12 protein-coding genes are annotated in these 13,745 nt (G+C 72.4%); 4 read left to right on the top strand and 8 right to left on the bottom strand.

The features are described from left to right. Window positions 1-37: 37 nt before the first annotated feature. On the bottom strand, window positions 38-1,453 hold the full coding sequence (locus AC069X_RS09820) for a DHA2 family efflux MFS transporter permease subunit (RefSeq protein ID WP_478726865.1): 1,416 nt from the start codon (window positions 1,451-1,453) through the stop codon (window positions 38-40). Window positions 1,454-1,467: 14 nt separating this feature from the next. Beyond that, entirely contained in the window at window positions 1,468-2,082 is a 615-nt protein-coding gene (locus tag AC069X_RS09815) for an NADPH-dependent FMN reductase (RefSeq protein ID WP_478726863.1), read from the bottom strand. A gap of 113 nt (window positions 2,083-2,195) precedes the next feature. On the opposite strand from AC069X_RS09815, the gene AC069X_RS09810 reads away from it, so the two are divergent. Then, window positions 2,196-2,882, top strand: coding sequence for a TetR/AcrR family transcriptional regulator (locus AC069X_RS09810; protein WP_478726861.1), 687 nt, complete (start codon window positions 2,196-2,198; stop codon window positions 2,880-2,882). Between the two features lie 21 nt (window positions 2,883-2,903). Here AC069X_RS09810 and AC069X_RS09805 read toward each other — a convergent pair whose 3' ends face one another. From AC069X_RS09805 to pdhA, 5 genes are all read right to left on the bottom strand, one after another. Then, complete coding sequence (locus tag AC069X_RS09805) at window positions 2,904-3,668, bottom strand: hypothetical protein (RefSeq protein ID WP_478726859.1); 765 nt, start codon at window positions 3,666-3,668, stop codon at window positions 2,904-2,906. 18 nt (window positions 3,669-3,686) lie between these two features. Continuing rightward, complete coding sequence (locus AC069X_RS09800; RefSeq protein WP_478726857.1) at window positions 3,687-4,625, bottom strand: GNAT family N-acetyltransferase; 939 nt, start codon at window positions 4,623-4,625, stop codon at window positions 3,687-3,689. A gap of 147 nt (window positions 4,626-4,772) precedes the next feature. After that, the gene (locus AC069X_RS09795) at window positions 4,773-6,236 is read right to left on the bottom strand and encodes a dihydrolipoamide acetyltransferase family protein (RefSeq protein WP_478726855.1); all 1,464 of its coding nucleotides are present in this window, start codon (window positions 6,234-6,236) and stop codon (window positions 4,773-4,775) included. A gap of 13 nt (window positions 6,237-6,249) precedes the next feature. Continuing rightward, window positions 6,250-7,230: an alpha-ketoacid dehydrogenase subunit beta gene (locus AC069X_RS09790; RefSeq protein ID WP_478726853.1), complete on the bottom strand. Its 981-nt coding sequence runs from the start codon at window positions 7,228-7,230 to the stop codon at window positions 6,250-6,252. Then, window positions 7,230-8,405, bottom strand: a complete 1,176-nt coding sequence (pdhA, locus tag AC069X_RS09785) for a pyruvate dehydrogenase (acetyl-transferring) E1 component subunit alpha (protein ID WP_478726851.1) — start codon at window positions 8,403-8,405, stop codon at window positions 7,230-7,232. The genes AC069X_RS09790 and pdhA overlap by 1 nt, the downstream gene beginning before the upstream one ends. Window positions 8,406-8,730: 325 nt before the next feature. On the opposite strand from pdhA, the gene AC069X_RS09780 reads away from it, so the two are divergent. Together AC069X_RS09780 and AC069X_RS09775 are read left to right on the top strand one after the other, a co-directional pair. Then, a complete protein-coding gene (locus AC069X_RS09780; protein WP_478726849.1) occupies window positions 8,731-9,390 on the top strand; it encodes a response regulator in 660 nt (219 codons plus the stop codon). A 218-nt stretch (window positions 9,391-9,608) separates the two neighbouring features. Further along, window positions 9,609-10,052 carry a pyridoxamine 5'-phosphate oxidase family protein gene (locus tag AC069X_RS09775; RefSeq protein WP_478726847.1) on the top strand — a complete coding sequence of 148 codons (444 nt, stop codon included), beginning with the start codon at window positions 9,609-9,611 and terminating at the stop codon, window positions 10,050-10,052. 82 nt (window positions 10,053-10,134) lie between these two features. Here the strand turns inward: AC069X_RS09775 and AC069X_RS09770 are convergent, their stop codons facing one another. After that, a complete protein-coding gene (locus tag AC069X_RS09770) occupies window positions 10,135-11,739 on the bottom strand; it encodes a protein kinase domain-containing protein (RefSeq protein ID WP_478726845.1) in 1,605 nt (534 codons plus the stop codon). A gap of 226 nt (window positions 11,740-11,965) precedes the next feature. Here AC069X_RS09770 and AC069X_RS09765 point away from each other — a divergent pair, with 226 nt between their 5' ends. Next, window positions 11,966-13,621, top strand: a complete 1,656-nt coding sequence (locus AC069X_RS09765) for a protein kinase domain-containing protein (protein WP_478726843.1) — start codon at window positions 11,966-11,968, stop codon at window positions 13,619-13,621. Window positions 13,622-13,745: the final 124 nt, after the last annotated feature.

Genomic DNA, 13,745 nt, shown 5'->3' with positions numbered 1-13,745 from the left:
GGGTCCTGAAGGCCTGACGGCCTCGGGGCCCGGGCCCTCAGGGCCTGCGGCCCGGCAGCCGCAGCGCCGGGATCACGGAGAGGGCCAGCAGCAGCGCCGCGACCCCGTAGGCGAGGCGGAAGCCGTCCGGGCCCAGGCCCGTGCCGCCGAGGACCACGGACAGCAGGGCCGTCCCCACCGAGGCCCACAGCTGGGAGTTGATGCTGAGGGCGGTGCTCGCCGCGGCCATGCGCTCGCCGGGGAGGTCGCGGCTGGCGGTGGTCATCGTCGGCATCAGCACCATGCCGGCGCCGACGCCCATGACCATCGCCGCGCCGACCACCAGCCAGGCCGGCGCCCCTTCGGTGCCGGTCAGCAGGGCGGTGGCCAGCATTCCGAGGGCCGCCACGACCGCCCCGGCCGGGATCAGCCGGCGCGGGGCGACCTTGTCGATGCGCCGCGAGGCGATCTGCATGGTCAGGCCGACGGCGATCCCGACGGGGGCCAGGAGCAGGCCCGCCGCGCTCGCGCTGAGCCCGCGCGCCTGCTGCCAGTACATCGGGGCCAGCAGCATCGACCCGAAGTAGCCGCAGGCGAAGAGGGCCAGGGTGGCGATCCCGGCGCCGAAGGTCCGGTCGCGCAGCAGCCGCAGGTCCAGCAGCGGCTCGCGCACCCGCAGCGCCCGCCGGACGAACGCGGCGGCGAGCACGGCGCCCGCCAGAGTGGGCAGCAGCGTCCCCGGGGCGGTGAACTCGCCGCCCTCGCCGCCCCGGGAGAGCCCGAACAGCAGCAGGGCGAGGCCGGGCGAGAGCATCAGCAGCCCGGGGACGTCCAGCCGGGGCGCCGACGCCGGGTCGGCGGGGGCGTCGGGCCGGAGGAGTTTCGCCGCGAGCGCCAGGGCGGCCGCCCCGACGGGCAGGTTGACGAGGAAGATCCACTCCCAGGAGGCGGAGTCGATCAGCCAGCCTCCGAGCATCGGGCCGGCGACGGGGCCGACCAGGATCGGCAGCCCGAGCAGGGCCATCGCCCGTCCCATCCGGGCCCGGTCGGCGTCCCGCATGACCATGGTCATGCCGACCGGCATCAGCAGCCCGCCGCCGAGCCCCTGCAGGGCGCGGAAGACGATCAGGCTGCTGGCGCTCCACGCGCAGGCGGCGAGCAGCGAGCCCAGGGTGAACAGGACGAGGGCGGTCAGGTAGGTGCGCTTGGCGCCGATCCGGCCCATGGCCCAGGCGGCGGCCGGGATGACGGCGGCGAGGGCGAGGGTGTAGGCGGTGGCGGTCCACTGGATGGTCTCCAGCGGGGCGTGGAAGGCCTCGGAGAGCCGGCCGAGCGCCACGTTGACGATCGTCATGTCGAGGACCGCCATCACGGAGCCGGTGATGACGACGGCGATCGTCTTCCCTAACGGCCCGGCCCCGGCGCCGGGGTCCCTCAGGGGTTCCGTGGAGGACGAAGCGGGTGCGGTGGTCATGGCGTCCGGTTCCCTCAGCCCTCGTAGGGGCGGGTCGCGCGTGCCGTCCGCAGGGCCCGTCCCCACCAGTCGAGCTGGCCGAGCATGTTCTTCGTGGCGCTCTCGGTGACGGCCGCGTCGCGCGGTATGCCGTCCGGGCCGAGTCCGGACCAGGGGCCGTGCAGGCTCACGGAGTCCCGTACGGTCACCGTGTGCAGTTCGGCGAAGACCTGCCGGAGCTGCTCGACGGCGCGCAGCCCGCCGCCGACGCCCCCGTACGAGACGAAGCCGACGGCCTTGGCCTGCCACTCGGGCCGGTGCCAGTCGATGAAGTTCTTCAGGACGGCCGGGAAGCTGTGGTTGTACTCGGGGACCACGATGACGAACGCGTCGGCGGCGGTCAGGCGCGGGCTGACCTCGGCCAGCGCGGCGGCGGCCGCCGGGTCCGGGGATCCGCCCCAGTCGGGCATGGCGAGCGGGAGTTCGACGTCGGCGAGGTCGACGACGTCGAACTCCAGGCCGGTGTCGTGGGCGGCCGCGGCGCTCAGGAACCAGTCGGTGACGGCGGGGCCGCGGCGGCCCTCGCGGACGCTGCCGGTGACGACGGCCACGCGCAGCGGCTCGTCCGGGACTGTTTCGCGTGCAGACATGATGATCCCCCTTGGACTGCGGACCGGCCGCCCGGTGCGGCCTCCGCTCCGCTAAACTACAACGAGCGTTGTAGAAACTGCAACGCTCGTTGTAAAAAATGAAGGAGGCAGGTGTGGCCGGCAGCAACGACGCCCGGGCAGAAGACGTACAGGGGGAGGTCTCGCCGCGGAAGCTGGCGAAGCGGATCGCCCTGGCGAAAGCGGCCTGCGGGGTGTTCGGCCGCGACGGGTACGCGCGCGCCTCCGTCGACGCGCTCGCCGAAGCCGCCGGCGTCTCCACCCGGACCCTTTACAACCACTTCCCGGGCGGCAAGGCGGAGCTCTTCGCCACCGTCGTCACCTGGACCTCGGGCGAGGTGCGTGACGCCCACATCGCCAAGGTGCGCGCGCTCGTCGACCCCGGCCGCCCGCCCCACCCGGACAACCTGGAACGCGATCTGACGGCCCTCGCCCGCGCCCTGGTCTGCGTCATGTTCGAGCACTCCGACCACTTCGCGCTGGTCCGGCACCTGCACGCCGAGGTGGGCCACGTCCCGGCCGACGTGCTGGAGGCGTGGAAGGAAGCCGGACCGCGCCCGGTCGCCCGCGCGCTCGCGGAGGCCTTCGAGGCCCTCGCCGCCGCCGGGCTGCTCGACGTGCACGGCGACGCGGAACTGGCGGGCACCCACTTCACGGCCCTGTCCGCGCACCAGATCGTGCAGCAGTCCCACTACGGCCTGCTCCCGCTGGGCGAGGAGGAGACCGACCGGCTGCTCCTGGGCGGGGTCGCCGCGTTCCTGCGCGCCTACCGGGCCGGATGACGCCCCCTGCCCGGAGCGGGTCTAGGGCAGTGCTGGACGGACCCGCGACCAGGCGTCCAGCGCCAGCGCCGCCGGCGTGCCGTCCGCCAGGTACGGGCGGGCGGCGCCCGTCCAGCGCAGCAGGTGCCTGATGTGGCGCAGGTGCACGATCTCCGCCCGGGGCAGCTCGCGCCACCCGCGCGCCCGCTCGGCCGCCCGCGCCGGGGTGAGGTCGAGCAGCGCGAGGGAGTCCCGGCACAGGGCGACCGGGTCGCCGCCCGGTCCGGGCCCGAACTCCCGGAGGAGGTAGCCGCGTACGAAGGCCAGCTCGATCCCCCGGACCAGGTCGGAGGCGCCCTCCACCGCCGCGCAGCGGTACGCCGCCGCGACCGCGAGCGCGCCCCAGCGCAGCCGCGTCGCCTCCGGCAGCAGGTCGTCCCGCATCCCGCCCACCGCGAGGCCGCGCAGGGTGCGCGGGTGCGGCTCGTCGGTCAGCGGCGGCCCGGTGGCCAGCCAGGCCTCCAGCTCCGCCAGGCCGTGCCCGTCCGGCGGTACGCGGGTCAGCACCTGGCCCCGGCTCAGCAGCGCGACGGCGGCGCCCGCGAGGCGGACCCGCGCCGTGTGCCCCGCACCGAAGGAGCCGACGCCGGTCCCGTGGCGCTCTATGGCGCGCAGCCACAGCCGGGACTGCCCGGCCGCGTAGACCTGTCCGGCCCGGGCCGTCCCGCCGACGCACCGGACGAGGCACACCCCGCCGGTGACGTCGGCCTCCTCCACGGCAAACACCTGCAACTCGGCGAACGGCATGGCCGGGAGGGTACCGGGTCAGGCCCCGGGCGGGGCCTCCAGGACGAGACGGACCTCGGTGACCTCGTAGCCGGCCCGGTCGAAGGCGGCGGCCATGGGGAGGTTGACCGTGTCGGTGGTCGCCGTGATGCGCTCGGCGCCTTCGGCGGCGTGGAAGCGGGTGATCTCGCCGAGGACCTCGTCGATCAGGCCCTTGCCGCGCTGTTCGGGGACGACGCCCAGGTAGCCGACGTTGCGGTGGTAGGGGGTCGCGGAGGGGATGGCCATCCCGGCGAGGGTGCCGTCGGGGAGGTGGGCGAGGCGCCACCAGGAGCGTTCGCCGGGGCAGTCGCGGTAGAACGCGAAGTCCTCGCGGGCGAACTCCTCCTCGGTCATCGTGGCCAGCTCGCTCCGGGTGTTCAGGTCGAGGCTGCCGCGCGAGAGCCGGGCGAAGCCGTCGAGGAACTCCTCGTCGGTGCCCTCGCGGAAGACGAGCCGTCCCGTGGGCTCCGCCGTCCCGGCGGCCGGCGTCCACTCGTAGCGCAGCCGCTCGATCTCCCGCGTCAGCCCGGCCCGTCGCGCGGCCTCCTGACGCCACGCCACCGCGTCGGCGAGGTCCTGACGGGCGCGCCAGTCGCGGGGCAGGGAGACGTTGTAGACCGGGCGCTCGCCGAAGGCGGTGTGTCCGGCCTCCAGCAGGGCGGCGGCCAGGGCGGCCGGGTCGGACACCTCGGCGCGGACCTGGAGGCAGTCGAGGGCGATGGGCCGCTCGCTGTCGGCGCGGCCCCACCACAGGGCGCGGGCCAGGATCCCGCCGTCCTCGTCCTCGGCGAACCAGGTCCACTCGCGACGCATCCGGTTCCCGGCGAACTCCTCGCGGATCCGGTCGGGGGTGAGTGCCTCGACGGGGCCTTCGGCCGGGTGGGCCAGGGCGCGGTCGAGGTCTGCGGGGTCTGCTGTGGCAGCGCGGAATCTCATCGCGCCGATCATCACACCGGGCGGTGATCTTGACCAGGGCCTTTCGCGGTACGGCGGGCGGACACCGCGACGCCGACGGCCGGTCCCCCGGGGGGTGGGGACCGGCCGTCGGCGGGTGCCGGCGACGGCGGGGCCGTCGGCCGGACGCTACGACCAGGTGATCAGCCGGCGCGGGTGCTCCAGTACCGCCGCGATGTCCGCGAGGAACTTGGAGCCGAGCTCACCGTCGATGAGGCGGTGGTCGAACGACAGGGCCAGGGTGGTGACCTGGCGCGGCTTCACCTTGCCCTTGTGGACCCACGGCTGGAGCTTGATCGCGCCGACCGCGAGGATCGCGGACTCGCCGGGGTTCAGGATGGGCGTACCGGTGTCGACGCCGAAGACGCCGACGTTGGTGATGGTGATCGTGCCGTTCTGCATGTCGGCCGGGGAGGTCTTGCCCTCGCGGGCGGTGGCGACCAGGTCCGACAGGGAGGCCGACAGCTCCGCCAGGGACTTGGCGTCGGCGTCCTTGATGTTCGGGACGATCAGGCCGCGCGGGGTGGCCGCCGCGATGCCCAGGTTGACGTAGTGCTTGAGCACGATCTCCTGGGCCGCCTCGTCCCAGGACGCGTTGACGTCCGGGTTGCGGCGGATGGCGATCAGGACCGCCTTCGCGATCAGGAGCAGCGGGTTGATCCGGAGCCCCGCGAGGTCCGGGTCGTCCTTGAGCTCCTGGACGAGCTTCATCGTGCGCGTCACGTCGAGGGTGATGAACTCGGTGACGTGCGGCGCCGTGAAGGCGGAGCCGACCATGGCCTGGGCGGTGACCTTGCGGACGCCCTTGACCGGGATACGGGTCTCCCGCGCGCCCGGAGCCGCCACGGCCACGGGCGCCTCGGCGACGGCCTGAACGGGCGCGGCCACCGGGGCCGGAGCCTGCACGGGCGCCTGGACGGCGGCCTGCGGGGCGAGCGCGGCCGCCGCGGCGGCGTGCACGTCCTCCCGGGTCACGACCCCGCCCTCACCGGTGGGGACCACCGCGGCCAGGTCGATGCCGAGGTCCTTGGCGAGCTTGCGCACGGGCGGCTTCGCCAGCGGGCGCTCGGCGCCGTTCTGCCCGGCCGTGCCGTTCTGCGGGACCGCTGCCGGGGCGGCCGGGGCCGGCTGCGCCGGGACCACGGCCGGGGCGGCGGCGACCGGGGCGGCCGTACCGTTCTGGGCGGCCACGGCGGGTGCCGGGGCCTTGCGCGGGCGGCGTTTGCTGGAGGTCTGGGAGACCCCGTAGCCGACCAGGACGGGCTGGCGGCCTTCGGGCTCGGGCTCCTCCGCCGCGGCGGGAGCGGCGGCAGGAGCGGCGGCCTCGGCCGGGGCCTCGGCGCCACCCGCACCGCCGGTCTCGACGGAGATGATCACCTGGCCGACGTCGACCGTCACGCCCTCCTCGAAGAGCAGCGCGTGCACCACTCCGTCGAAGGGGATCGGCAGCTCCACGGCCGCCTTCGCGGTCTCCACCTCGCAGACGACCTGCCCGTCGGTGACCGTGTCACCCGGCTGGACGTACCACTTGAGGATCTCGGCCTCGGTGAGGCCCTCGCCCACGTCGGGCATCTTGAATTCGCGGATCGTCATCGCGCTGATCTCCTCAGTACGCCAGCGAGCGGTCGACGGCGTCGAGCACGCGGTCCAGGCCGGGCAGGTACTCGTCCTCCAGGCGGGCCGGCGGGTACGGGGCGTGGAAGCCGCCGACGCGCAGCACCGGCGCCTCCAGGTGGTAGAAGCACCGCTCCGTGATGCGGGCGGCGATCTCCGAGCCGGTACCGAGGAAGACGGGCGCCTCGTGGACCACGACGAGCCGGCGGGTCTTCTCCACCGACTGCTGGATCCCGTCGAAGTCGACCGGGGACATCGAGCGCAGGTCCAGGACCTCCACCGACTTGCCCTCCTCCGCCGCGGCGGCGGCCGCCTCCAGGCAGACCTTCACCATCGGGCCGTACGCGGCCAGGGTGAGGTCGGTGCCCGCGCGGACGACGCGCGACTTGTGGAGCTCGCCGGGGATGGCCTCGGTGTCGACCTCGCCCTTGTCCCAGTAGCGGCGCTTCGGCTCGAAGAAGATCACCGGGTCGTCGCTGAGGATCGCCTGCTGGAGCATCCAGTACGCGTCCGTGGCGTTCGACGGGGAGACCACCTTCAGGCCCGCGACGTGCGCGAAGAGCGCCTCGGGGGACTCGCTGTGGTGCTCGACGGCACCGATCGCGCCGCCGTAGGGGATGCGCACGACGACCGGCAGCTTGATCTTGCCGAGGGCGCGGGCGTGCATCTTCGCGAGCTGCGTGACGATCTGGTCGTACGCGGGGAAGACGAAGCCGTCGAACTGGATCTCCACGACCGGCCGGTAGCCGCGCAGGGCCAGGCCGATGGCGGTGCCGACGATGCCGGACTCGGCCAGCGGGGTGTCGATGACCCGCTCCTCGCCGAAGTCCTTCTGGAGCCCGTCGGTGATGCGGAAGACACCGCCCAGCTTGCCGACGTCCTCGCCCATGATCAGGACCTTGGGGTCGGTCTCCAGGGCCTTGCGCAGCGACTCGTTGAGCGCCTTCGCGATCGACATCTTCTCGACAGCCATCAGTGACCCTCCTCGGCCGGCTCGAAGGAAGCGAGGTACGCGGCGAACTGGGCGCGCTCCTCGTCGACGAGCGCGTGCCCGTCCGCGTAGACGTTCTCGAAGATCGCCATGGTGTCGGGGTCGGGCATGGCGCGCACGACCTCACGGACCCGCTTGCCGAGGGCCTCGCTCTCGGACTCCAGCCCCTCGAAGAACGCCTCGTCGGCGCCGCCGGAAGCCAGCAGGTGGGCCTTCAGGCGCAGGATCGGGTCCTTCGCCTCCCAGGCGGCCGTCTCCTCGTCCAGGCGGTACTTGGTCGGGTCGTCCGAGGTGGTGTGGGCGCCCATGCGGTACGTGAAGGCCTCGACCAGGGTCGGGCCCTCGCCGCGGCGGGCGCGCTCCAGCGCCCAGCGGGTGACCGCCAGACAGCCCAGCACGTCGTTGCCGTCGACGCGGACGCCGGGGAAGCCGAAGCCCTGGGCGCGCTGGTACAGCGGCACGCGCATCTGGCGCTCGGTCGGCTCGGAGATCGCCCACTGGTTGTTCTGGCAGAAGAACACCACGGGGGAGTTGTAGACGGCCGAGAAGGTGAAGGCCTCGGCCACGTCGCCCTGGCTGGACGCGCCGTCGCCGAAGTAGGCGATGACCGCCGAGTCGGCGCCGTCCTTGGCCACGCCCATCGCGTAGCCGGTGGCGTGCAGCGTCTGCGAGCCGATGACGATCGTGTACAGGTGGAAGTTGTTGGTGTTCGGGTCCCATCCGCCGTGGTTCACACCGCGGAACATCCCGAGCAGGTTGGTCGGGTCGACGCCGCGGCACCAGGCCACGCCGTGCTCCCGGTAGGTCGGGAAGACGTAGTCGTCGTCCCGCAGGGCCCGGCCGGAGCCGATCTGCGCGGCCTCCTGGCCGAGCAGCGAGGCCCACAGGCCCAGCTCGCCCTGGCGCTGGAGCGCGGTGGCCTCGGCGTCGAAACGGCGGGTCAGGACCATGTCGCGGTACAGCCCGCGCAGGTCGTCGGCGGTGATGTCGGCGACATAGGGGGCGAACTCGGGGTCGTCGACCCGCTCGCCCTCGGGCGTCAGCAGCTGTACGAGCTGGGGCTCGGCACTCTGCACGGCGGCGGCGGTCTTGCCGGCCGCCCGCTTGGTGCCGCTGCTGCGTCGCGGCTTGCGCGCGGCAGTGCTCTCCACGGTCACGTGTGCTCCTCCGTCGGTCCGGCACCCGGGTTCTCCGGGGACCAGTGCGGCTCACCTGTATCCGTACCCGTGCACGGGGTGGGTGCACGGCGCGTGTGGGATTCAGGCGTGACAGGCGCCCCGGCGAGTGCCCTGCGCACAGCACGTTACCCAGTGCGACGCATAACTGCGAAACCCCGTTTGACCTGCGATTTTGCTTGGATATCCAAGTAAATCGGCCGCCTGGGGAACATCCACTGGTCACAGCCTTGCAGGGGGCCGGAACAACGGCACGTTATCCCGGGTAACTGCGGCAGGGAAGAGGTGAGTGTGTGAAGATGAGTTTGTGCGCGAAGACGGAAAAATCAAGGTATTTCTCCTGGACGACCACGAAGTGGTACGTCGGGGCGTTCATGAGCTTTTGTCGGTCGAAGAGGACATCGAGATCGTCGGTGAGGCCGGTACCGCCGCCGACGCCCTGGTCCGCATCCCCGCCACCCGCCCCGACGTCGCGGTACTCGACGTACGCCTGCCGGACGGCAGTGGTGTCGAGGTCTGCCGCGAGGTGCGCTCGCAGGACGAGGACATCAAGTGCCTGATGCTCACCTCGTTCGCCGACGACGAGGCGCTGTTCGACGCGATCATGGCGGGTGCCTCCGGCTACGTCCTCAAGGCCATCCGGGGGAACGAGCTGCTCAGCGCCGTGCGCGACGTCGCGGCCGGCAAGTCGCTGCTCGACCCGGTGGCCACCGCGCGCGTCCTGGAGCGGCTGCGCGACGGCAAGAACGGCAAGGGTGACGACCGGCTCTCCAACCTCACCGAGCAGGAGCGCAAGATCCTCGACCTGATCGGCGAGGGCCTGACCAACCGGGTCATCGGCGAGCGCCTGCACCTGGCCGAGAAGACCATCAAGAACTACGTCTCCAGCCTGCTGTCCAAGCTGGGCATGGAGCGCCGCTCCCAGGCGGCCGCGTACGTGGCCCGCCTCCAGGCGGAGAAGCGCTAGCCCTCCCGCCCTCCCGCACTGCGGGGCTCCAGCGCAGGTCCAGGCGGTCCGGCGAGCCGCCTCCGGCCGTTCCCGACCGCTTCTGGAGCCGCTCTCGACCGTGACGCCCCGTGGCCCTGTGATGCCCCGGGGCGCACGGTTCAATTCGGGACCAACGTCCCCGATCATCGGGGCGGGATCCTCTTTCCGGCGCTCCGTCGGTGCCCGAGAGTGGCTGCATGTCCCCTGAGGAACTCCACGCCATCGAACTGCTGCGCCGCGTGCCCTACGGCCGGGTCGCCACCAGCATGCGCGCGCTCCCCTTCCTCGCGGTCGCCCGCCACATCGTGGTGGACGGCAGGGTCGTGCTGAGAATGCACTCCGGTTTCGGGTACCACCGGGCGTGCGCCGGCAGCGTCGTCGCCTATGGGGCGGACAACTTCAATTCCGGTGAGGCCGTGTTGTGGACGGTGCAGTTCACCGGTACGGCGGAACTGGTCGAGCCGGCCACCGCAGAACTGGAACTATTCGGTCCGGGGCCGCATTTCGTGGACGGAGAAGTGTTCGACCCCGTCTACATGCGCATCGAACCCCAGCTCGTCACCGTGCACACCCTGCCCGGGAAGCCGGCCGCCGAGGCCCTGGGCGGCTCTTCCCGCAGGCCGTACCAACACGCCCTCTGACCTGCCGGTATCGACTTCCGATACCCCCGGACAGCGGAAAAGGGCCCGGCGGAATTTCTCCCTCCGGGCCCTTTTCGCCTGGTTAATTGACCTCGCTCACGGGGCTCGCGCCACCGCCGGTGGGCGGGTTCGGCTTGGTGGGCGGATCCGTCGGCGGCGTCGGCTTCGTCGTCGGATCCACCGGCGGGGTCGTCTTGGGGGTCGACGGCGAGACGCTCGACGCCGACGGGCTGGTGCTCGGCGTGTACTTGCTGCGGCCCGGCGTCGGGTTGTACGTCTCGTCGCTGTGCGAGCGGCCGGTCTCCGCGCTCGGCGTGGCCGACGGGGTGTCGGGCGTGCTGCCGCTGCTCTGCGAGGGAGCGGGCGTGCTGGTGCTGGTCTTCGGCTTGTTGCCGCCGCCACCGCCGCCCAGGCCGCCGCTCTTGATGGCGTACGCGACACCGCCGGCGATCGCGAGGACCGCCAGCACCGCGAACAGCCAGGCCTTCCACGCGCCGCCGCGCCGGCCGTTGTCGTAGGGGTCATATCCGCCGTGACCGCCGTGGCCGCCCGGGCCGCCGTGGTTGCCGCCGCCGGGGAAGGCCGTGCCGTCGTCCGGGTTCAGCGGGGGAACCATCGGCTGCTGGAACTGCGAGGTCGTGGCGTGCGAGGGGTACTGCTGGCGCGGGCCGCCGTTCGGCGCGGGCGCCATCGCCGTGGTGGGCGCACCGCCCGGCTGACCGTGCGGGAGCGCCATGGTGACGGGTCCGGTGTTCCAGGTGCCGGTGTTCGGCCCCTGGTCCTGGAGCATCTGGAGCGCGTACTGGACGAGCCCGCGCATCTCCTCGGCGCTCTGGAACCGGTCGTCCGGGTCCTTGGCGAGGGAGCGCATGACCAGGCCGTCGAGCTCCTGCGGGATGCTGTGCCCCTCGGGCAGCTGCGAGGGCGGCACCGGCGCGTCCTGGACGTGCTGGTAGACCACCGACAGCGGGGTCTCGCCGGTGAAGGGGGGCCGCAGCGCGAGGAGTTCGTAGAGCAGGCAGCCGGTGGCGTACAGGTCGCTGCGGTGGTCCACGGCCTTGCCGAGGGCCTGTTCCGGCGACAGGTACTGCGGGGTGCCCATGACCATGCCGGTCTGGGTCATCGTCGACTGCGCGCCGTGCAGGGCGCGCGCGATGCCGAAGTCCATCACCTTCACCGCGCCGCTGTTGGTGATGATGACGTTGGCGGGCTTGATGTCGCGGTGCACGATGCCGTGCTGGTGCGAGTAGGCGAGCGCCTCCAGCACGCCCGACACGATGATGAGCGCCTGCTCGGGCCCCGGGGCCTCCGCGCTGATGAGGAGCTCGCGGATGGTGCGGCCCTCGACCAGCTCCATCACGATGTAGGGGACCACGTTCGGACCGACCCGGTCCTCGCCGGAGTCGTACACGGCGACGACGGCGTGGTGGTTGAGGCCGGCGACCGACTGCGCCTCGCGGGTGAAGCGGGCCTTCGACACCGGGTCCTCGGCCAGGTCGGCGCGCAGCAGCTTCACGGCCACGGTGCGGCCGAGCCGTACGTCCTCGGCCGCGAACACCTCGGCCATGCCGCCGCGGCCCAGCCGGTGGGTCAGCCGGTAGCGGCCGTCGCCCACGAGACCGCCCGCGCCCCAGTGCTCAGGACCATCGGCCATCCCGGCGCCGTTTCCCTCGGGTTCGGGTGCCATCAGTCCTCGCCGTCGTCTCTCTCGTCCGCCCTAGCGGTGGGTCCTCTTCGGGTTCTCCGGTGAACGCTACAGCCTCCGAACCCGTCACCGTTCGGCTACAGACGCCCCGTAGGCCCCCGGTCACGCAGCGGGCACCGGCTTGACGTGTGCTTGCCCTCCGGCAGACTGGGCGCGACATGCGCTCAGCCAGACGCGTAGGGAAACAGCCCGAGGGGAAGCAACAGTCATGAGCCAGGACGGCACACAGGGCCGGTACGCAGGCGGCTCCCTGGCCGGTGGCCGTTACCAGCTAAGGGATTTGCTGGGCGAGGGAGGCATGGCCTCGGTCTACCTCGCGTACGACTCCGCGCTCGACCGCCAGGTCGCCATCAAGACCCTGCACAGCGAACTCGGGCGCGAGGCGTCCTTCCGCGAGCGCTTCCGGCGTGAAGCGCAGGCTGTTGCGAAACTGTCGCACACCAACATCGTCTCGGTCTTCGACACCGGCGAGGGAACCGTCACCTTCGGTTCCGGCGGCGGGGACGAAGCGGTCATGCCGTACATCGTCATGGAGTACGTGGAGGGCATGCCACTCGGCTCGGCGCTCGACGCGGACATCCGCCAGTACGGTGCCATGCCGGCCGACAAGGCGCTGAAGGTGACGGCCGACGTGCTGGCCGCGCTGGAGACCAGCCACGAGATGGGCCTGGTCCACCGCGACATCAAGCCCGGCAACGTGATGATCACCAAGCGCGGCGTGGTCAAGGTGATGGACTTCGGCATCGCCCGGGCCATGCAGTCGGGGGTCACCTCGATGACGCAGACCGGCATGGTCGTCGGCACCCCTCAGTACCTGTCGCCCGAGCAGGCGCTGGGGCGCGGCGTGGACGCCCGCTCCGACCTGTACTCCGTCGGCATCATGCTGTTCCAGCTGCTGACGGGCCGGATCCCCTTCGACGCGGACTCGCCGCTGGCCATCGCGTACGCGCACGTCCAGGAGGAGCCGGTGGCTCCGTCGACCGTCAACCGGTCGATCACCCCGGCGATGGACGCGCTGGTGGCGCGGGCGCTGAAGAAGAACCCGAACGAGCGCTTCCCCACGGCCGCGGCCATGCGGGACGAGATCCAGCGCGTGATGTCGGCCGGCCAGACCGGCGCCCCCGTCATCGTCCCGGGCGCCGCGGCCGGCGGCAGCGGGGCGGGCGTGGGCTCGGCCGTCTTCCCCCCGGTGGACTCCGGCTTCCAGGCACCGCCGCCGCAGTCGCTCCAGCAGCCCTACCAGGCGCAGACCCCGCCGCCGTCCCCGTACGCGCCCCAGACGCAGCCGCAGCAGCAGGGCGGGTACGCGTACCCGCACACCCCGGCGCCGGTACCGCAGCAGCAGTACGCGCCGCAGACCCCGCCGCCGTTCACCATCTCGCCCGCCGGCTCTTCGGCCCCGGCCGGCTCCTCGGGCGGCGGCAAGAAGAACACGCCGGTGGTGGTCGGCGCGATCGTGGTGGCCCTGCTGGCCATCGGCGGGCTCATCGCGGTGCTGAACATGGACGACGACAAGAAGGAGGAGACGGCCTCCCCGTCCGTGTCGGCCTCCGCGTCCGGTTCGGCGAAGGCCGGCCACAAGGGTCCGGACCCCTCGCGCACGATCGAGGCGGAGAAGTGCAAGAGCCCGACGAAGTCCTACAAGGACGCCACCAAGGTCGTGGCCCCGGACTTCCGGTACAAGAACCTGCGCTCGGTGAAGGAGTGCATCCAGGCCGCGGGCTGGAGGTTCGAGATCCAGTACCGCGACGAGGCGGTCTACGGCCAGGACACCGTCCTGGAGCAGCTGCCGGCGTCCGGCACGGACGTGGCCAAGGCGGACACGGAGTTCACGCTGGTCGTCTCGACCGGCGACCCGCAGTAGGAACCGCCGCCCGGCGTCCCTCTCCGGGTTCTTTCCTCCCGTACCGCCGGCCGGTGGTACGGGAGGCCGGGACACCCTGACAGACCACCCGGAATGCCGGGTTCGCCCCATTATGTAAACCTGA

It is taken from the genome of Streptomyces sp. NPDC043896 (assembly GCF_056435605.1).
This window is presented reverse-complemented; position numbering and strand designations above follow the sequence as displayed.

Excerpts from the sequence above, each read along its gene's own strand:
- AC069X_RS09820 (WP_478726865.1), bottom strand. The coding sequence starts at position 1,453 with ATGACCACCGCACCCGCTTCGTCCTCCACGGAACCCCTGAGGGACCCC.
- AC069X_RS09805 (WP_478726859.1), bottom strand. The coding sequence starts at position 3,668 with ATGCCGTTCGCCGAGTTGCAGGTGTTTGCCGTGGAGGAGGCCGACGTC.
- AC069X_RS09770 (WP_478726845.1), bottom strand. The coding sequence starts at position 11,739 with ATGGCACCCGAACCCGAGGGAAACGGCGCCGGGATGGCCGATGGTCCT.
- AC069X_RS09775 (WP_478726847.1), top strand. The coding sequence starts at position 9,609 with ATGTCCCCTGAGGAACTCCACGCCATCGAACTGCTGCGCCGCGTGCCC.
- AC069X_RS09765 (WP_478726843.1), top strand. The coding sequence starts at position 11,966 with ATGAGCCAGGACGGCACACAGGGCCGGTACGCAGGCGGCTCCCTGGCC.
- AC069X_RS09815 (WP_478726863.1), bottom strand. The coding sequence starts at position 2,082 with ATGTCTGCACGCGAAACAGTCCCGGACGAGCCGCTGCGCGTGGCCGTC.
- AC069X_RS09790 (WP_478726853.1), bottom strand. The coding sequence starts at position 7,230 with ATGGCTGTCGAGAAGATGTCGATCGCGAAGGCGCTCAACGAGTCGCTG.
- AC069X_RS09800 (WP_478726857.1), bottom strand. The coding sequence starts at position 4,625 with ATGAGATTCCGCGCTGCCACAGCAGACCCCGCAGACCTCGACCGCGCC.
- AC069X_RS09795 (WP_478726855.1), bottom strand. The coding sequence starts at position 6,236 with ATGACGATCCGCGAATTCAAGATGCCCGACGTGGGCGAGGGCCTCACC.